The sequence below is a fragment of the Pigmentiphaga sp. H8 genome, assembly GCF_003854895.1.
GTDB lineage: Bacteria > Pseudomonadota > Gammaproteobacteria > Burkholderiales > Burkholderiaceae_B > Pigmentiphaga.
The window spans coordinates 2,997,583-3,015,775 of the sequence record NZ_CP033966.1 but is presented as its reverse complement, the minus strand read 5'-3'; the positions used below and the strand labels follow the sequence as shown (position 1 = coordinate 3,015,775).

Sequence of the window (18,193 nt, the reverse complement as noted above, 5' to 3'; positions counted from 1 at the left end):
CGGAGGGCTTATCCGGCGATCGAGCCGGCGCGGGCGCGGCCCCTGAGAATGGGCCAGCCTATGGTGACGAGGACGAAGAGGCCGGTGACCAGCTTGAGGTCGGAGGGCATCAGTCCGAAGGACAGCACCAGCGAACTGAGCTGGTAGTACAGCAGCGAGCCGACCACCGGCGCGCACAGCTGGCGCAGCAGCGTACGGCGGCCGATGATGGCTTCGCCGATGATGAGCGCGGCCAGGCCGTTGATCAGCATGCCGAAGCCCATGTTGACATCGCCGTAGCCCTGGCTCTGGGCCAGCAGCGCGCCCGCCGCGGCAGTGATGGCGTTGGCCAGCCCCAGGCCGACCACGATGTAGCGCGTGGAGTTGACCGCGAGCGCCGGTGCGAGCTGGCTGTTGGCGCCGACGCCGCGCAGGGCCAGGCCCACGTCGGTGTGCAGGCCCCACCACAGCAGCAGCACCAGCACCACCAGCGCCGCCAGCAGCAGGCCACCCTGCAGCGCGAGGCTTTGCATGATGGCCGGATCTATCCAGTCGTACAGATTGGGCAGGCCGAACAGCGGCGTATTGGGCTTGCCCATCACCCGCAGGTCGACGCTCCACAGCATGGTGATGGTCAGGATGCCGGCCAGCAGCGAATGGACGCGGAACTTCAGGTGGATCAGCGCGGTGACGGCGCCGGCCAGGAAGCCCGCGCCGGCCGCCGCCAGGGTGCCGAGGAAGGGATGGAGCCCGGCCGTGATCAATGCCGCGACCAGGCAGCCGCCCAGCGGAAAGGCGCCCTCGGCGGTCAGGTCGGGCACGTTCAGCAGGCGGAAGGGAATCATCACCCCCATGGCGACGAAGGCGTACAGCAGTCCCTGGACGGCCGTGATGGGGACGAGGTGATAGAAGGTGTTCAGGACTTCCACTTTCGGCTCCGTAGGGGCATGCGCGGGGACGCGTTCATGCGCTGGCCTGCAGCAGGATCTGGTCGTCGGCCTGGCCGAAGCGCTGGACCAGGTCGTTGATCGTCAGGCGCGGTTTCTCGTCGCGGCCGATGTCCAGCTTGATGCGCCCGCATTCCATCATCAGCAGGCGGTCGCCGTATTCCAGCGCATGCGCCATGTTGTGCGTGATCATCAGGGTGGTCAGCCGCTGCTCGGCCACGATGCGGCGCGTCGCCTCCATGACGAGCTGCGCCGTGCGCGGATCCAGCGCGGCGGTGTGCTCGTCCAGCAGCAGGATGCGGGGGCGGTTCAGCGCCGCCATCAGCAGCGCGAGCACCTGCCGCTGTCCGCCCGACAGCAGGCCGGCGGCGGCGCCCATGCGGTTCTCCAGCCCCAGGCCGAAGCGCGCCAGTTCATCGCGGAAATGGGCCCGGTTGCGGGGGTTGAGCGCCATGCGCAGTCCGCGCCGGCGGCCGCGCATGGCGGCGAAAGCCAGGTTTTCTTCGATGGACAGCGCGGGCGCCGTGCCGACCACCGGGTCCTGGAACACGCGCGAGACCCATTGCGCGCGCCGGTGCACCGGCCAGGACGAGACGTCGGTGCCGTCGATGACGGTACGGCCCGTGCGCGGCCGGACGGCGCCGGCCAGCACGTTCAGCAGGGTGCTCTTGCCGGCGCCGTTGGTGCCCACGACGACGCAGAAACTGCCGTTCTCCAGGTTCAGGTCCAGTCGGTCGAGCGCGATGCGTTCATCAGGAGTGCCCGGATAGAACACGACGTCGACGGCTGCAAGCTCGATCATGCGGGGCTCCGGCGCGTCAGTCGACGACGCAGTTGCAGTTCTTCAGCGATTCGGGCAGCGCGATGCCCAGGTCCTTCAGCCTGCGCCCGCTGATCTTGACCGCGTGGTCCTGCACCGCGGGTACCGACACGGGAATGTCGGCCGGCTTCTTGCCGCGCAGCACATCGGCGGCGATGCGGCCGACGTTGGTGCCCAGGCTGGTGTATTCGACCGTCATCGCGGCCAGGAAGTGGTGCTGGGCCACGTTGTCGACGTTGGGGCTGTAGGTGGGCAGCTTGATGCGGTTGGTGACCGAGGCGATGGCCGCGGCGGCGGGTATCAGCATGCTGGAAGCCGGCACCATCAGCGCGTCGGCGCGCCCTTGCAGCGACGCGACCCGGGTGGGAATGTCGTTGGCGTTGTCCACGCCCACCTTGACCAGGGTGAGGCCGTACTTGCCGACGACTTTTTCCAGCGCGTTCAGGTAGCCCAGGTCGGCATCGTCGCCGGGGTTGTAGATGAAGCCCAGCCGCTTGACCCCGGGGGTGAGCTGCTTGATGAAGCCGACCGACGCATCCATGTTGGGAAGGTTGGAGCCGCCGGTCATCAGCGTGTCGCCCCGGTCCCAGGACGGCACCAGCTTGGCCGCGACGGGATTGGCGACGGCGCCGAACACGATGGGGAAGCTGCGGTTGGCCAGCACCTGCTTGGCGGTCTGCGTGAGCGGCGTGGTAATGGTGAGCATGAGGTCGGGCTTGCCGGCGGCCTCGCGATTCAGCAACTGGGGCGCGAGCGAGCGGTCGAAGTTCACGTGGCCTTCGTCGTAGGTCACCTTCAGCCCCTGCCTGGCCAGTTCCTGCTTGAAGCTCGACACCAGCGTGTCCAGCGTATGGTCGGGACCGAACTGCGCGATCGCGACCTTGTAGGTCTGTTGGGCGTGGGCGAGCGAGGCGGCACAGGCCAGCGGCACGCAGGCGGCGAGTCGCGCGGCTTGGAGAATCAGGGCAGGCTTCATGGCAGCTCCGGGGCAGGACGGGTGGAGGAGAGGTCAGGACAGGCCGAAGACGCGATCCCGGCCGAGCAGGGCGCCGGGATCGAAGGCAAGCTTGATGCGGCGCATGGCGTCGAGTTCCGCGGCCGGATAAAGCCGCTGGAAGGCCTGGTTCTTCTCGAGTCCGATGCCGTGTTCGGCCGAGATCGAGCCGCCGCAACGCATCACCTCGTGATAGACCAGATGTTCGACGCGCTCGGCGGCGGGGCCCGCGCAGCCGACCAGCAGGTGCACGTTGCCGTCGCCCAGGTGGCCGTAGGTCAGGCGCCGCAGCGCCGGATCGATGGCGTCCAGCCCTGCGTAGATGCGTGGCAGGCAGTCCTGGAGTTCGCCGGCCGGGATGCTGACGTCGAAGGACAGGTAGGCGCCCAGGTGGCGGGCCGCTTCGCCGGAGGCATCGCGCATGCGCCAGAGTTCGGCCGCCTCGGACAGTGACTTGGCGACGACGACGTGAGGCGTGTCCAGGTTCTCGGACAAGGCTTGCAGCGCCTCCATGATCCGTGCCTCGTCGCGTTCGGGCTGGCGGTCGTAGCAGGAGAGTTCCAGCAGCACGACGTGGCCGCAGGCGCCGGCGAACGGGTCGCGGCCGATGCCCAGTCCGCGCGCGACGAAATCCACGAAGTCGCGCCACATGACCTCGAACGAGGTCAGCATGGGACCGAAGTCGGCGCGGCAGGCGGCCAGCGCGCGCAGCACCTGGTCCAGGTCCTGGAGGCCGAGCGCCACGGTGTAGCGCTGGCGCGGCAGCGGATGCAGCCGCAGTACCGCGCGCGCGACGATGCCCAGCGTGCCTTCGGAGCCGATGAACAATTGCTTGAGATCGTAGCCGGCGTTGTCCTTGGCCACCCGGCCCATGCGGGAGACCAGCGTGCCGTCTGGCAGCACGACTTCCAGGCCCAGTACCGAGGCGCGCGTCATGCCGTATTGCAGGACGCGGTTGCCGCCGGCGTTGGTGGCGATGTTGCCGCCCACCGTGCAACTGCCCCGGCTGCCCAGGTCGACAGGGTAGAACAGGCCCTGGCGTTCGGCTTCTTCCTGTACCGCCTGCAGCGTCGCGCCCGCCTGGACCGTCATGGTCGCGCCGTACAGGTCGCAGGACTCGATGCGATTGAGCAATTCCAGCGACACGACCACTTCGCCGCGCATCGGTGCGCCGCCGCCCACCAGCCCGCTCATGCCGCCCTGGGCGACGATGCGCAGCCCCGCGCCATGCAGGCGGCGCACCGTCTCGGCCAGGGCCGCGACGGTACGGGGCCGCAGGACCGGCGCGGGAGCGCCGAAAGCGCCCGTCCAGTCTTCCTGGTAGCGGGGACCGGCGTCGTCGGAGGACATGAAGCTGACGCTGTCCGACAAGTCGGCGAACAACTCGGACACCCGCCGATCCTGGCCGATGCCCGAAGAGAGGCTTTCCGAGGCGGATGGGTTGGATTTATTGTCGGACAACATTTCCGATTTCATTCCGAATTAACCAGGAATTTCGCGTTGGATTGAAAACATTGTCGGACAGAAAGTGCGCTCTTCCATATCGGGAAAACTACCCGGTTCGAGAGGAAAATGCCTGCTTGCCGGATCGGAATGGCTGGAGGAAGATGCATCCTGTCCTACAATCTCCGGTATCCCCCGCGGTTCGTCCCTTCCGACCATGCCGAAAGATCCGACTTCCTTCGTTCCCTTCTATCAGCCGCCGCAGGCCGAGCCGGCCCGCTCCGGCAGCGTGTCGGATTTCGTTCTGAACGAGATTGCGCGCCGCATCGTCGACGGGATCTACAAGCCGGGCCAGCGTATCGTCGAGGCGGATGTCACCCGCGATCTGGGCGTCAGCCGCAGTTCGGTCCGGGAAGCCTTCCGGCGCCTGGAGACCAATCGCTTCGTGCGCATCGAGCCCAATCGCGGCGCCACGGTGGCCACGCCCCGGCGCGAGGACATCGTTGCCCAGTTCCGCATCCGCGAGGTGATCTCCGGCCTGGGGGCGCGCGCCGCCGCGGAGCACGCGCACGAGCCGGGCAACCGGGAAATCATCCAGGAACTGCTGGACGACATCGAGGCCCAGCGGCGCGCCGACGACCCGCGCAACCACCGCGCCGAGAACGGCCGCTTCCATCGCGCCATCAACAACATGTCGGGCATCCCGGACGTGGGCGAACTGCTGGACCAGTACAACTACCCGATCCTGCACACGATCTATTTCCGCGACCTGAACCGCGAGAACTGGCTGCTGAATTTGTCGGACCACGTCGACATCGCCCGCGCGGTGCTGCACGGCGATCCGGTCGCGGCCGAGCATTTCGCCCGCCAGCACATGCACCGGATGGTCGACATCGCGATCGAGATCGCCGAACGGCTGTTGGAGGAAGCGCGCCAGCGCTGAACGGCGGGCGCCCTCAGGCCGCGGCGGCGGGCGGCTCCAGGTCCGTCAGGAAGTGGTCGCGCCATTCCTTGATGCCGTTGCTCCTGAGCACTTGCATCATGTGTTCGTGGCGCTCGCGCCGTTGCGCCAGCGGCATGTCCAGGGCGCGGTCCAGGGCGCAGGCCATGGCGTCGACGTCGTAGGGATTGACGATGATCGCGCCATCGGCCAGTTCGTCGGCGGCGCCCGCGAATTCCGACAGGACCAGCACGCCGGGATCCTCGGGGTCCTGGGCCGCCACGTATTCCTTGGCCACCAGATTCATCCCGTCGCGCAGCGGCGTGACGAAGCCCACTTGCGAGGCGCGGAAGAACGACAGCAGCGCGGCGCGCTCGTAGGCGCGGTTCATGTAGCGGATGGGGGTCCAGGCCAGTTCGGTCCAGCGGCCGTTGATGTGGCCCGCCGTGCTTTCGAGCTGCCGACGGATGTGGCGATAGCCTTCGACGTCCGAACGCGAGGGCGGCGCGATCTGCACGAAGCTGACGTGGCCGCGGTACGCCGGCCGCGATTCCAGCAGCCGCTCGAAGGCGTTGAAGCGTTCGACCATGCCCTTGCTGTAGTCCAGGCGGTCGACGCTGATGATGAGCTTGCGCTCCTGCAACCCCTGTTTGAGCGTGGCGACCAGCTTGGAGCGGCTGCGCGCCTTGGACTTGCTCTGGACGTCGTCGGTCAGGATGCCGATGGGATAGTGGCCCACGCGCACCGGCCCGGACGGCCCGCGCAGCATGTCGCCGTCCCGGGCCAGGCCGAGACGTCGCTGTGCATAGTCCAGGAAGGCCTGCGCGTCGCCCCGGGTCTGGAAACCGACCAGGTCGTATTCGCACATCGCCTCGACCAGGTCGCGGTGAGGCGGGACGGTGCGCAGGATGCCCTCGGGAGGAAAGGGCGTATGCAGGAAGAAACCGATGCGGTTGCGCAGCCCGAGGCGGCGGCAGGCGCGGGCGAAGGGAAGAAGATGGTAGTCGTGTATCCAGAGCCGGTCGTCCTCGCCGACGAGTTCCCGCAGCATGCCGGCCAGCCGCTCGTTGACGGCCAGGTAGCCCGCGTATTCGCGCGCGTCGTAGCGGCTCAGGTCGATGCGGTAGTGGAAGGTGGGCCACAGCGTGCCGTTGGAGAATCCCCGATAGTAGAGGTCGTACTCGCTGCGCGACAGGCCGGTGGTCGCGCAATCGATGCGGCCGATGCGGTGGAAGGCGAGCTCGGTGCCGGCCGTGTCCTCGATCTTGCCGTTCCAGCCGAACCAGAGTCCGTCCTGCCGCTTCAGCGCGTCCAGTACGCCCACCGCCAGGCCCCCGGCGCTGCGCTTGCCCTCGGCCGCGGAGGCCACGCGATTGGAAACGATCACGAGTCTGCTCATGTCCTGATCCTTTATTCGTGGCGTGGGGGACCGGACGGCCCCCGCGCGGAGAGGTCGTCCAGCCAGCGGGCAAGGGCGTCGGGATCGGGCAGCTGCCATGGCGCCGAGGTGTCGCCGTCGCCGATCTTGATCGCGATTCCGCCCAGGCGCGCCACGACGGCGAAGGCCGCCTCGTCGGTCAGGTCGTCTCCCGCCATGACGGGCAGGCGGGACGCGAAGGGCGCGACGGCCATGAAGCGCTCGACGGCGCTTCCCTTGTCCACGCCGCGCGGCTTGACCTCGGCCACCATCTTGCCGAACTGCAGCGTGTAGTCCGATGCGAAGTCCGCGGCCGCCGCGGCGACTTCGGCGCGGATCCGCGCTTCCTCCCGGGGCGCATGCCGGTAGTGGATGGCGAATGAAATATCCTTGTCCTCCACGTATATGCCCGCCTGTCCGGCGGCGATGTCCCGCAGCCGCGCCAGCAGCCGGGCCGCCCGGTCGCGGTCCACGGGCAGTTCCCATGCCTGGCTGCCGGGGCCGCGCCACTGGGCGCCGTGCAGGCCCGCCACGGGCAGCCGCAGCGGCTGCAGCAGGCGGTCAATGACTTCGATCGAGCGGCCCGAGACCACGGCCAGCGCGCCGCCCGTCGCGCAGACCAGGCGCCGCAGCAGCGCCACGGTGGCGCCGGGCACCCGGGCCGCGTCGGGGCTGGGTGCGATGGGGGCCAGCGTGCCGTCCAGGTCGAGGAACAAAGCGCATCGCGCCAGGTCCGGCGGGCGAGGTGTGCGTGCTTCCATCTGGACATCGTCCGTTGACGCGTCATCCGCGTATCGTTTTGACAACAGCCACAGATGGAATGGTAGGGAAGGGGGCCTCGGGGAGGGTGTTCATTTTGCGCATTTTTGTTTCCAGTTATCTCCTCGCCCCCGCGCGCCTCACCCCTGCTGCATCAACGAGCGCCGGTTGCGGTTGCGCATCTCGCCGGCCACCTCGCGCATCACATCGATGAAGAGCCGCACGCCCTCGGGCAGCTCATCCGTGCCCAGCGTGGTCAGTCCCACCGCCGCGGACGTGGGGCTGGTGTCCACCGGCAGGGTCCTGGCTTGGCCATCGTCCAGGTCGGTCTCGATCACGCCGTAGGGCACGAACCAGATCGCGTCGCCGGTACGCATCAGGCTGCGCGCCATGGTGGACGACAGGGTCTCCACCAACTGCTGCGGCATCCCTATGCCGCTCGATTGCAGGAAGGTCTCGGCCGCGGGGCGGATGTAGGTGCCCTTCATGGGCAGCACCATGGGATAGGCTCGCACGTCGGCCGGCTGGAGCGCGGCAGCATCCAGCAGCGGATGGCCGGGGCGAACGGCCATGACCAGCGGTTCCATGTACAGGTGCTCGAAAGAGATGCCCACCATTTCCGACGGATGGCTGATGCGGCCGATGACCAGATCCAGCTCCCGCAGTTTCAAGCGCACCAGCAGGTCGGCGTTGGTGCCGCCATGCGCCGTGACGACCAGGTGGGAGTAGCGCGCCTGCATCTGGCCGATCGCGTTCGGTACCAGGGTGGCGGCCGCGGTGGGCAGAATGCCGATGCGCACGTGCTCGGGCGCCTTTTCCCCCGCGCCCAGCAGCTCGAAGCCGTCGCGCAGCGCGCCGATGGCTTGCGCGGCATGGCGCAGCAGGGTGTGGCCGGCGGGCGTCAGTTCCAGTCCCTTGCGGTGCCGCAGCGCCAGCGTCTCGCCGGCGATCGCCTCCAGTTCGGCCAGGCTCTTGGACACCGCCGACGGCGTCTGTGCCAGGGCATCGGCGGCCTTGAGCACGCTGCGATGGCTGGCCAGGGCGACCAGGCATTGCAGGTGGCGCAGGCGCAGGCGGGGGTCGAGAGGGCGCAGCATGATTTCCTTCCACTCAATCAATTTTCAAAAAGATCAACCAATATTATGGCTTACGCTTCTATGATGGCGCGGACAGAAGGGTGTCCGATGGCTGGACGTCCGCACAATCAGGAGGAGTGGGAAATGTCGAAATCCGTGGTCCGCGCGCTGGGACTGGCACTTGCATTGTCGGCCGCGACGGGCGCTGCGTCGGCGCAGGGCAGCTATCCGGACAAGCCCGTCCGGTTCGTCGTCAACTTCACGGCCGGAGGTCCCCTGGACATCATGGCGCGCATGATGGGCGAGCGCCTCAACGCCATCTTCAAGCAGCCCTTCGTGGTCGAGAACAAGACCGGCAGCGGCGGCAACATCGGTGCCGCCGCGGTGGCCAACGCCGCACCCGACGGCTACACGGTGCTGATCGGCCTGGATTCGACCTTCACGGTCAACCCCAGCCTGTATGCGTCGCAGGGGTTCAGCCTGGACCAGCTGAAGCCGGTGATGCGCCTGGCGTCCTCGGGGATGCTGATCGCCGCCCACCCGTCCGCCAAGGCCGATACGCTCAAGACTCTGGTCGAGCGGGGCCACAAGGACCCGGTCACGTTCAGTTCGGCGGGCAACGGTTCGCCCGGCCACCTGAGCCTGAGCATGCTGCAACAGGCCACCGGCATGAAGATCAACCACATCCCGTACCGCGGCAATGCGCCGGCGGTGCTGGCGCTGGTGTCGGGCGAGGTCCAGGCGGCCGCGCTGGCCACGCCGGGCCTCTTGCAGCACGTCAACGCCGGAACGCTGAAGGCATTGGCCGTGACCGGCAGCCAGCGTTCGCCGCTGCTGCCGTCGGTGCCGACCACGGCCGAACTGGGCTACCCCGGGGTGCGCCAGGATGTGTTGTATCTTGCGATGGTGCCGGCGCAGACGCCGGACGCCGTCGTCCAGACCCTGCGCAAGGCGATGGAGCAGGTGCTGGCGCAGCCTGACGTGCAGCAGCGCCTGCGCGCGATGGACTTCACGCTGGGCACGCTGGACGGCGAAGCCGCCGCCAAGGAATTGGTGAGCGTGCGGGAACGCTATGCAAAGATCATCAAGTCGGCCGGCATGAAGGTCGACTGACAACGGAGCCGGTACAGTTCGCATGACCAATTTCATCTTCATCCTGGCCGACGACCTGGGCTACGCCGACCTGGGCTGCTACGGCGGCCGCAAGCCCGTCTCGCCCAACCTGGACCGGATGGCCGCGCGCGGCATCCGCTTCACGCAGGGCTATTCCAATTCGCCCGTGTGCTCGCCCACGCGCTTCGGCCTGATCACCGGGCGCTACCAGTACCGCCTGCGCGGCGCGGCCGAGGAACCCATGACCGGCAGGTTCCGCGGCAGCACCGAGATCGGCCTGCCGCCGGCGCATCCGACGCTGCCGTCGTTGCTGCGCGAGCGGGGATATCGAACCGCGCTGATCGGCAAGTGGCACCTGGGCTATCCGCCGCACTTCGGTCCGGAGAAAAGCGGGTACGAGTACCACATCGGCCCCTTGTCGGGGGGCGTGAGCTATTTCAGCCACGTGGACCGCATGGGCAAGCACGACCTCGTGCGCGACGGCGAGCCCGTCAACTACGACGGCCACTATCTGACGGACCTCCTGACCGACGAGGCCGAGACCTATCTGCGCGCGCGCGCCGGCGACCGCCAGCCCTTCCTGCTGAGCCTGCACTACACCGCGCCGCACTGGCCCTGGGAGACGCGCGAGCAGGGCAGTTCCAATCCCGAGACCGACCAGGACATCCGCCACCTGGACGGCGGTTCGGTCCACGTCTACGGCGAGATGATCAAGGCGCTGGACGAGGGCTGCGGACGCGTGCTGAAGGCGCTGGACGACCTGGGCCTGGCCGACGATACGGTGGTCATCTTCACCAGCGACAACGGCGGCGAGCGCTTCTCGGACACCTGGCCGCTGGTGGGGGGCAAGATGGACCTGACCGAAGGCGGCATACGCGTCCCCTACATCGTGCAGTGGGGCGACCGGATCGCGCCCGGCTCGGTCTCGGCGCAGCACTGCATGACGATGGACTGGACGGCGACCATGCTGGACATCGCCGGCGTGCCCGCCCATCCCGATTATCCGTTCGACGGCGTGTCCATGCTGCCGGTGCTGCGCGACCCGGCGCAGGAGTTCCCGCGCGAGCTGTTCTGGCGCATGAACTACCGTGGCCAACGCGCCCTGCGCGACGGGCCATGGAAATACCTGGCCATCGAAGGCAACGAGTATCTGTTCGACCTGTCCGCGGACGAGCGCGAGCGGGCCAACCAGGCGCACCGTCAGCCCGAACGCCTGGCCAGGATGCGCGGTCGCTGCGACGACTGGGATGCCGTTTTCGGCGCGATTCCGGCCGATGCCCGCAGCGAACTGGTCTATACGGACAAGGACATGCCCAGCCGGTGATCCGCTCCGTGCGCCCGGCGCACGGGCCATGTCACAATGCGGGCAGCAGGCCCGCCCCTCGAAGGGCGCATGGCGCTTGGGGGGGCCACCTTGAACCTGAATCAGCTCGACCTGAATTTGCTCCTGATCTTCGATGCGATGATGCGCACTCGCAGCGTCACGCAGACCGGAGAGCGGGTGGGGCTGTCGCAGTCGGCCACCAGCAATTCCCTGCAGCGCCTGCGCCAGGCCTTTGGCGATCCGCTGTTCGTGCGAACGCCCGCGGGCATGCAGCCCACGGCGCTCGCGCTGGACATGGAAGCCGATATCCGCGCAGCGCTGGATCGGCTGCGCTTCGCCGTCGAGCGCGACCGCCAGTTCGATCCGGCCGCCTCGCGCCGTACCTTCCGGCTGCTGTTGAGCGACATCGCCCAGCACTCGCATCTGCCGGCCTTCGTTGCCATGATGCGCGGCCAGGCGCCGGGGGTGGACCTGATCAGCCTGTCGCTGCCGCTGCGGGAGGCGCGCCAGGCCATGGCCGATGGCGAACTGGACCTGGCGGTGGGCTTTCTGCCGGACCTGGGAGCGGATTTCCACCGGCAGGCCTTGTTCACGGAACGCTGGGTGTGTCTGGTCAGTGCCCGCCATCCCTTCATAGGCACGTCCATGACACGCGACCAGTACCTGGACGCGCCGCACCTGAGCTATCGCCCCTCGGCCTCCATACACGCGTCGCTCGACGCGCTGCTGGAGAGCCAGTTCTCGGGGCAGGGGGTACGCCGGAGGGTCGTGCTGTCGGTGCCGTACTTCAGCGGACTGGCCGCGACCATCGCGCAGTCGGACCTGGTCCTGACCGTGCCCCACGGGCCCGCGCTGTCTCTGTCGCGCCAACAGGAACTGCGCATCGTGCCGCTGCCCGTCGAACTGCCGCCCATCGATCTCAACATGCAGTGGCATGATCGCATGCACCGCGACCCGGGCAATGCCTGGTTCCGCCAGATGTTCGCCGCCAATTACTGCGCCGAGCGCTGAGCGCCGCCATGCGCGCGGCGGCGGTTCAGGGATATCCCTCGATATCCGCGCCGTCCATTTCCACCATTCAGACTTTCCATTGGACCGGGTTGGGGCTGCTTCCTAAGATGGCCGGCTGTGGCGGTATTGCCGCCCGATCGAGCATCGATACAAGGAAGAAACATGTCGGGACCCCAGCTTGCTCCAGAAATCGTCATTCCCTCTTCGCCGGCGTTGCCGGTTCATCGCGAGCTTTACTACGGCGGCCAGTGGCAGCGTCCGCGGGGCGGCTACGCGCCCACCTGGAATCCCGCGACGGGGGAGTCGCTGGGCGATTGCGCCCAAGCCAATGCCGAGGACGTGGATGCCGCCGTGCAGGCGGCGCGGGCGGCCTTTCCCGCGTGGAGCCGCATGAAGCCGATCGAGCGCGCCGCGCGGATGCGGCGCGTGGCCGGCGTGTTGCGCGAACACGCCGGCGAGCTCGCGATGCTGGATGCCGCCAACTGCGGCAGCCCCGTGGCCGAGATGGTGCGCGACGCGATGCTGGCTGCCGCGCAGTTCGACTTCTTCGCCGGCCTGGTGACCGAGATCAAGGGCGACACCGTTCCCATGGGCGAGGGCATGGTGAACATGTCGGTACGCGAACCCTATGGCGTGGTGGGGCGCATCGTGGCCTACAACCATCCCTTGATGTTCACGGCGGCCAAGAGCGCGGCCCCGCTGGCGGCGGGCAATACGGTGGTGATGAAGCCGCCGGTGCAGGCGCCGCTGTCGGCCTATCGATGGATGGAACTGATCGACGGCATTCTCCCTCCGGGCGTGCTCAACGTCGTCACCGGGGGAACCGAGTGCGGCGCGGCGCTGGCGGCGCATCCCGATGTTCCCTTCGTTTCGCTGATCGGTAGCGTGGGAACCGGACGAGCGGTGGCCAGGGCCGGTGCCGAACGTCTCAAGCGCATCACCCTCGAGCTGGGAGGCAAGAACGCCTGCATCGTCTATCCCGATGCAGACCTGGAACGTGCCAGCTCCGGCGCCGTGGCCGGCATGAACTTCACATGGAGCGGCCAGTCCTGCGGGTCAACCTCGCGGCTGTTCGTGCACGAGTCCGTCCACGACGAGGTGGTCGCGCGGGTACTGGAGAAAATCCGTCACTACCGGCCGGGCATGCCGACCGATCCGGCCACGACCATGGGAGCCATCGTTTCCCAAGCCCAGTTGGACAAGATCATGCGCTACATCGACCTAGGCATCGGTGAAGGCGCCACCCTGGCCTACGGCGGCAGGCGGCCGCAGGATCCTGAACTGGCCAGGGGCTTCTTCGTCGAGCCCACCGTTTTCACGGGCGTGACGGCCGGCATGCGTATCGCCAACGAGGAGATCTTCGGACCGGTCCTGTCGGTGCTGAAGTGGTCCGACGAGGAAAGCATGTTCGAGCAGGTCAACGCCGTCGAGTACGGGCTGACCGGCGCGGTGTTCACCCGCGACCTGGCGCAGGCGCACCGAGCCGCCGGACGCATCCAGTCGGGTTTCGTCTGGGTCAACCACGCCGGGCCGCATTTCCTGGGCACCAGCTACGGCGGCTACAAGCAGTCGGGTATCGGCCGCGACGAGTCCATCGAGGAACTGCTTTCCTATACGCAGGGGAAAAACATCAACATCGTGTACTGACCTCTTCATGGCCGGCGCCGCGGCCGGCTTTCCAACTCATGCGCCGGCCCAGCCGGCAGACAAGGATAACGATATGAGACACCTTCTGGGCGGCCTGTGCGCCGCATTGGGCATGATCGCGCCGGTGGCCGCGCAAGCACAGGCTTGGAGTCCTTCCCGGCCGGTCACCATCGTCGTGCCGGTGCCGCCGGGTTCGAGCACCGACATCCTCGCCCGGATCCTGGCGGAACGGCTGCCATCGGTACTCGGGCAGACCGTGGTCGTCACCAACCGGCCAGGCGCGAGCGGCCTGATCGGCGCGGCGGCCGTGGCGCGGGCCGAACCGGACGGACATACGCTGCTCCTGACCGCCAGCACGCTGTTCGGCGCGCCCCATGTGCTGCCCAAGGGGGCGGGCGGCGGCGTCGACGTGGTCCGCGATCTGACGCCCGTGGTCAAGACCGCTTCCTCGCCGCTGGTCATCCTGGCCAATCCACAGCTTGGAGTGAAGACGCCGCGGGAACTGGTGGCCTACCTGAAGAAGCATCCCGGCCTGCCGTATGCATCCTCGGGCAATGGGTCGCCGCAGCACATCGCGGGCCAGCTGTTCATGAAGGCGACCGGGACCACCATGATCCACGTCCCGTACAAGGGCGTGATGCCCGCCGTGACCGATACGGTCAGTGGACAGATCAAGCTGGCTTTCGGCGCGCTGGGAGGAGTGGGCGGGTTCATCGACGGCGGCCAACTGGTGGCCGTGGCGGTGGCCGAGAAGCAGCGAACCAGCCTGCTGCCCAACGTGTCGACCCTGACCGAGGCGGGGATAGACGGCGTGGAACTGAACGTGTTCTTCCCCGTGCTGGCGCCGGCCGGCACGCCGGCCACGGCGATCCGGCGCCTGAACCGCGAGATCACCGCGATCATGCAGGCCCCCGAGGTCAAGGAAAAGATGCGTGCCTCGGGGGTCGAGACGTTGGGGGGATCCGTGGAGGACGCCGTTCGGGACGTAAGGGCCGAGTACGACCGCTATGGCAGGGTCGTGGCAGAGTTCGGCATCAAGGAGGAGTAAGTACGGGGGGAACCGGTGCGCCGCCCGGCAGGCGGCACATGGCCGAATGGTCATGGACCTGTAACCGCCCCGCGGATAGAATCGCGCCGTTCAGCAACCGTGGACGCCCTGACGTGGGTACTTGTTCGAGAGGCGGGAGCCGGCCGGTTCTCGTGATCGGTGGACTCTCGGCGAGATAGCGCGCAGGTTTCCTCTGCCGCCGTTTCGCCACAAGGCCGAAGGCGGTTCCGGCCGCGGCGTCCGCGCGTGGCCCATCCCCCCTGATGCTGTCTGTCGCCAGGCGCGGCGGCCCTGCCACGTCCATGTCATGCCTCCACCTCGATTTCCGAAGAGGATCCGTGCGCATCGATCGTTTCCCGTCCCGTGGCCGCCGTGCCGCCGGCCCGCCGCCGTGGCGGCTGGCGCTGGCGCTTGCGGCCTGCTGCGGCGCCAGTTCCGCCCAGGCGGCGCGTCCCATGATCACCGACGATGCCCGCATCGTCGATGCCAAGTCCTGCCAGGTGGAAAGCTGGGTCCGGCGCAATGACGACAGCACCGAGTACTGGGCGATGCCGGCCTGCAATCCCACCGGCAACCTGGAGCTGACGCTGGGCGGCGCGCGCGGCCGGGTGGACGGGCACGTGCGCACGACGGACGTGCAGTTCCAGGTCAAGACGCTGCTCAAGCCGCTGGAAACGGACGGCTGGGGCGTGGGCGTGGCGGCCGGGACGGTGCGCCATCCCCATGCGGCGGGGGCGTCGCGCGACTGGTACGCCTACGTGCCGGCCAGCGTTTCCTTTGCCGGCGACCGGCTGGTCGTGCATGGCAACCTGGGCTGGATGGACGCCGCCGACACGGGCGGCCGCCACGCGACCTGGGGCCTGGGATCCGAGACCCGGTTGGCCGAGCGCACGTGGCTGATCGCCGAGGCTTTCGGACAGGATAGACGCCGGGCGTCCTACCAGTTCGGCGTGCGCCATTGGCTGGTGCCCGACCGGGTCCAGGTCGACGTGACCTATGGCAACCGCATGGGCATGGGCAGGGAAGAGCGATGGATCTCGCTCGGCCTGCGCCTGTTGTCGCCGGCCTTCCTGCCCTGACGCACTTTTTCTCGTTCCTGCCGGAGATCCCGCGGGCCTGGGCGGGCCGGAAGATACTCAACTGAAAGGTTGAATATTTTTCCGGCCCGATATATATTCAACTATATGGTTGAATATCACGCTTCATCGCTGGATCGCGTCTTTCACGCGCTTGCCGATCCCACCCGCCGCGAGATGCTGCGGCACCTGGCGCAAGGCGAGCGCAAGGTGGGGGACCTGGCCGCGCCCTTCACGATGTCGCTGGCCGCCGCGTCCAAGCATCTGAAGGTGCTGGAGGGCGCCGGCCTGGTACGCCGGCGCGTGCAGGGACGCCTGCATTTCTGCCAGCTCGAGCCCGGGCCCCTGGCCGATGCGCAGGCGTGGCTGAGTGTCTATGAACGCTTCTGGAACACGCGGCTCGACGCCTTGCAGGCGCTGCTGGAAGCCGAAGAAGCAGGGACGCCGGCATCTTCTTCCCGAAAACAGACCCGCAAAGGAACCCGGAAATGAGCAAGCATCCCGATACCGAACTGCGGCTGGAACGCCGCTACGACGCGCCCGCGGAGCGGGTGTTCGCCGCCTGGACCGATCCGGCGCTGGCACGCCGCTGGCGGTCCACGGCCGCCCACGGCGAGTTCCTGGCGCTCGACCCGCCGCGCCGCTTGTCCATGCGCTTCGCGATGCCCGGGCTTGCGCAGGACAGCGACGTGCTGACCGTGGAAATCGTGGCCGACGGCGAAGGCGGCAGCCTGATGCGCTTCGCCCAGTCCGGCCCCGGCATCGCCCGGGAACTGGCGAAGGCGCCCGCCGGGCAGGACAGCGAGTCGGCGGCGGGCTGGCGCGGCATGTTCGACAACCTGGCCGGCGTGCTGGCGAGCCAGGGCGGCCACGGCAGGGAGGAGGCCGAGGGCACGGTGCGCTTCGAACGCCTGTTGCCCGGGCCGATAGAGCGCGTCTGGCGCTGGATTGCCGATTCGGACAAACGGGCGCAGTGGCTGGCGCCGGGCGAACTGCCCACGGCGCCGGGACAGTCGTTCGAACTGGTGTTCGACAATGCCCGGCTGTCGCCGCACACCGCGCCGATTCCCGAGCGGCTCAGGAAGTACGAAGGCATCTTCCACAGCCGCCACGAAGTGCTGCGCCTGGACCCGCCGCGCCTGCTGGCGATGACCTGGGGCGGCGGCAAGGAACCGCCGTCCGAGGTCGTGTTCGAACTGACCCCGGAAGGCGACCGGACCCGCCTGACCATCACCCACACCCGCCTGAAGGACCAGGCCACCCGCCTGGACGTCTCCGGCGGCTGGCACGCCCACCTGGCCGTCCTGACCGAACGCCTGGCCGGCCGCACCCCTCCCGCCTTCCTGGCCATGGTCGCCGCCATCGAAGACGACTACGCCCAGCGCGAGCCCCGGCATCCGTAGAAAAACAAAAGCCGGAGCAAGCTCCGGCCAAAAAACACCCCAAGACGGCAACAGGAAAGGCGAACCGCAGATTCGCCCCCCCCCCGCCAGCCTGGTAGTCCCCCAGGATGCGGTGGATCCGGCTCCGCCGGTCCACCCGCATCGCCCCCTGGGGGGCGCCCGAAGGGCGTAGGGGGGGACCCCTACATCGGCATCATGTTCGCATTCATGTTGTGCAGCACCCAGGCGGAGCCGCCCACGATGATCGCGATGATGAGCACGGTGAAGACGAAGGACGACAGGTTCTCGCGCTGCTCGGGCGAGGTGCCCATGTGCAGGAAGAACACCAGCTGGACCAGCAGTTGCAGCACGCACAGCACGACGATGGCCGATACCGCGGCAAAGCCCGTCAGCGCGCCGGTCATCACCACGCCGAAGGACAGCGCGGTCAGTACGATGCAGAGGACGAAGCCGACCACATAGGACTTGACCGAACCATGGCTGGCGTGGGAATCGTGGCCTTCGGCGGTGGAGGAGTGTTGCGCCATTACAGGGCTCCCATCAGGTAGACGAAGGTGAACACGCAGATCCAGACCAGGTCCAGGAAGTGCCAGAACAGGCTCAGGCAGGCCATGCGCCGGCGCACGATCGGATCCAGGCCGTGGCGGCTGATCATGTGCATCATCACGGCCATCCAGATCAGGCCCGAGGTCACGTGCAGGCCGTGGGTGCCGACCAGGGTGAAGAAGGCCGACAGGTAGGCGCTGCGCTGGGGACCGGCGCCCTCGGCGATCAGGTGATGGAATTCATAGATTTCCATGCCGATGAAGCCGGCGCCGAACAGGAAGGTGACCGCCATCCAGGCCAGCACCTTGCTTCGCTGACCGGCATGCAGGGCCAGCATCGCCATGCCGAAGGTCACGCTGCTGACCAGCAGCAGCATGGTCTCGGTCAGCACGAACGACAGGTCGAACAGCTCGCTGCCATGCGGCCCGCCCGCGGTTGCTCCCGACAGCACGGCGAAGGTCGCGAACAGCACCGAGAAAATGAGCAAGTCGCTCATCAGATAGATCCAGAACCCCAGTACGGTCTTGGACCCATCGTCGTGATGCTCATGCCCCCCATGGGCATGATGATCGCCACCATCCTGGCGATGCGTATGAAGAATTGCTGCGCTACTCATATTGATCTTTAAAAAACCGGCGCTTCGCACCGAT

General features: G+C 67.8%; 18 protein-coding genes. 9 read left to right on the top strand and 9 right to left on the bottom strand.

Features of this window, described 5'->3' with window-relative positions; translation table 11 throughout:
* Nucleotides 1-8 precede the first annotated feature (8 nt).
* Genes EGT29_RS14330 through EGT29_RS14315 form a run of 4 tightly spaced genes read right to left on the bottom strand, consistent with a single transcriptional unit; the run spans nucleotide 9 to nucleotide 4,204 of the window.
* A complete protein-coding gene (locus EGT29_RS14330) occupies nucleotides 9-908 on the bottom strand; it encodes an ABC transporter permease (protein ID WP_124689624.1) in 900 nt (299 codons plus the stop codon).
* Between the two features lie 34 nt (nucleotides 909-942).
* On the bottom strand, nucleotides 943-1,728 hold the full coding sequence (locus EGT29_RS14325; protein ID WP_124689623.1) for an ABC transporter ATP-binding protein: 786 nt from the start codon (nucleotides 1,726-1,728) through the stop codon (nucleotides 943-945).
* Between the two features lie 16 nt (nucleotides 1,729-1,744).
* Nucleotides 1,745-2,722, bottom strand: a complete 978-nt coding sequence (locus tag EGT29_RS14320) for an ABC transporter substrate-binding protein (RefSeq protein WP_124689622.1) — start codon at nucleotides 2,720-2,722, stop codon at nucleotides 1,745-1,747.
* A gap of 33 nt (nucleotides 2,723-2,755) precedes the next feature.
* Entirely contained in the window at nucleotides 2,756-4,204 is a 1,449-nt protein-coding gene (locus EGT29_RS14315) for an FAD-binding oxidoreductase (protein WP_124689621.1), read from the bottom strand.
* Nucleotides 4,205-4,400: 196 nt separating this feature from the next.
* Between EGT29_RS14315 and EGT29_RS14310 the strand changes: the two genes are divergently transcribed.
* Nucleotides 4,401-5,126 carry a GntR family transcriptional regulator gene (locus tag EGT29_RS14310; protein ID WP_124689620.1) on the top strand — a complete coding sequence of 242 codons (726 nt, stop codon included), beginning with the start codon at nucleotides 4,401-4,403 and terminating at the stop codon, nucleotides 5,124-5,126.
* 13 nt (nucleotides 5,127-5,139) lie between these two features.
* Here the strand turns inward: EGT29_RS14310 and otsA are convergent, their stop codons facing one another.
* From otsA to EGT29_RS14295, 3 genes are all read right to left on the bottom strand, one after another.
* Entirely contained in the window at nucleotides 5,140-6,522 is a 1,383-nt protein-coding gene (otsA, locus tag EGT29_RS14305) for an alpha,alpha-trehalose-phosphate synthase (UDP-forming) (protein WP_124689619.1), read from the bottom strand.
* A gap of 11 nt (nucleotides 6,523-6,533) precedes the next feature.
* Nucleotides 6,534-7,301 (bottom strand): trehalose-phosphatase, encoded by a 768-nt coding sequence (gene otsB, locus EGT29_RS14300; RefSeq protein ID WP_124689618.1) that lies wholly within the window; start codon nucleotides 7,299-7,301, stop codon nucleotides 6,534-6,536.
* A gap of 138 nt (nucleotides 7,302-7,439) precedes the next feature.
* A complete protein-coding gene (locus tag EGT29_RS14295) occupies nucleotides 7,440-8,396 on the bottom strand; it encodes a LysR substrate-binding domain-containing protein (protein WP_124689617.1) in 957 nt (318 codons plus the stop codon).
* Between the two features lie 123 nt (nucleotides 8,397-8,519).
* On the opposite strand from EGT29_RS14295, the gene EGT29_RS14290 reads away from it, so the two are divergent.
* From EGT29_RS14290 to EGT29_RS28490, 8 genes are all read left to right on the top strand, one after another.
* On the top strand, nucleotides 8,520-9,488 hold the full coding sequence (locus tag EGT29_RS14290) for a tripartite tricarboxylate transporter substrate binding protein (protein ID WP_124689616.1): 969 nt from the start codon (nucleotides 8,520-8,522) through the stop codon (nucleotides 9,486-9,488).
* 22 nt (nucleotides 9,489-9,510) lie between these two features.
* Entirely contained in the window at nucleotides 9,511-10,812 is a 1,302-nt protein-coding gene (locus EGT29_RS14285; protein WP_124689615.1) for a sulfatase, read from the top strand.
* Nucleotides 10,813-10,881: 69 nt separating this feature from the next.
* Entirely contained in the window at nucleotides 10,882-11,823 is a 942-nt protein-coding gene (locus EGT29_RS14280; protein WP_161567822.1) for a LysR family transcriptional regulator, read from the top strand.
* 162 nt (nucleotides 11,824-11,985) lie between these two features.
* Complete coding sequence (locus EGT29_RS14275; RefSeq protein ID WP_124689613.1) at nucleotides 11,986-13,470, top strand: aldehyde dehydrogenase family protein; 1,485 nt, start codon at nucleotides 11,986-11,988, stop codon at nucleotides 13,468-13,470.
* Nucleotides 13,471-13,543: 73 nt separating this feature from the next.
* Nucleotides 13,544-14,518, top strand: coding sequence for a tripartite tricarboxylate transporter substrate binding protein (locus tag EGT29_RS14270; RefSeq protein ID WP_161567821.1), 975 nt, complete (start codon nucleotides 13,544-13,546; stop codon nucleotides 14,516-14,518).
* Between the two features lie 344 nt (nucleotides 14,519-14,862).
* Nucleotides 14,863-15,597, top strand: a complete 735-nt coding sequence (locus EGT29_RS14260; protein ID WP_370283041.1) for a hypothetical protein — start codon at nucleotides 14,863-14,865, stop codon at nucleotides 15,595-15,597.
* A 105-nt stretch (nucleotides 15,598-15,702) separates the two neighbouring features.
* On the top strand, nucleotides 15,703-16,086 hold the full coding sequence (locus tag EGT29_RS14255) for a helix-turn-helix transcriptional regulator (protein ID WP_124689610.1): 384 nt from the start codon (nucleotides 15,703-15,705) through the stop codon (nucleotides 16,084-16,086).
* Nucleotides 16,083-16,997 carry an SRPBCC domain-containing protein gene (locus EGT29_RS28490; protein ID WP_161567820.1) on the top strand — a complete coding sequence of 305 codons (915 nt, stop codon included), beginning with the start codon at nucleotides 16,083-16,085 and terminating at the stop codon, nucleotides 16,995-16,997. The genes EGT29_RS14255 and EGT29_RS28490 overlap by 4 nt, the downstream gene beginning before the upstream one ends.
* 182 nt (nucleotides 16,998-17,179) lie before the next feature.
* Here the strand turns inward: EGT29_RS28490 and cyoD are convergent, their stop codons facing one another.
* Nucleotides 17,180-17,524: a cytochrome o ubiquinol oxidase subunit IV gene (gene cyoD, locus EGT29_RS14245; protein ID WP_124689609.1), complete on the bottom strand. Its 345-nt coding sequence runs from the start codon at nucleotides 17,522-17,524 to the stop codon at nucleotides 17,180-17,182.
* Nucleotides 17,524-18,159 carry a cytochrome o ubiquinol oxidase subunit III gene (cyoC, locus tag EGT29_RS14240; RefSeq protein ID WP_124689608.1) on the bottom strand — a complete coding sequence of 212 codons (636 nt, stop codon included), beginning with the start codon at nucleotides 18,157-18,159 and terminating at the stop codon, nucleotides 17,524-17,526. Before cyoC ends, cyoD begins: the two co-directional genes overlap by 1 nt.
* Nucleotides 18,160-18,193: the final 34 nt, after the last annotated feature.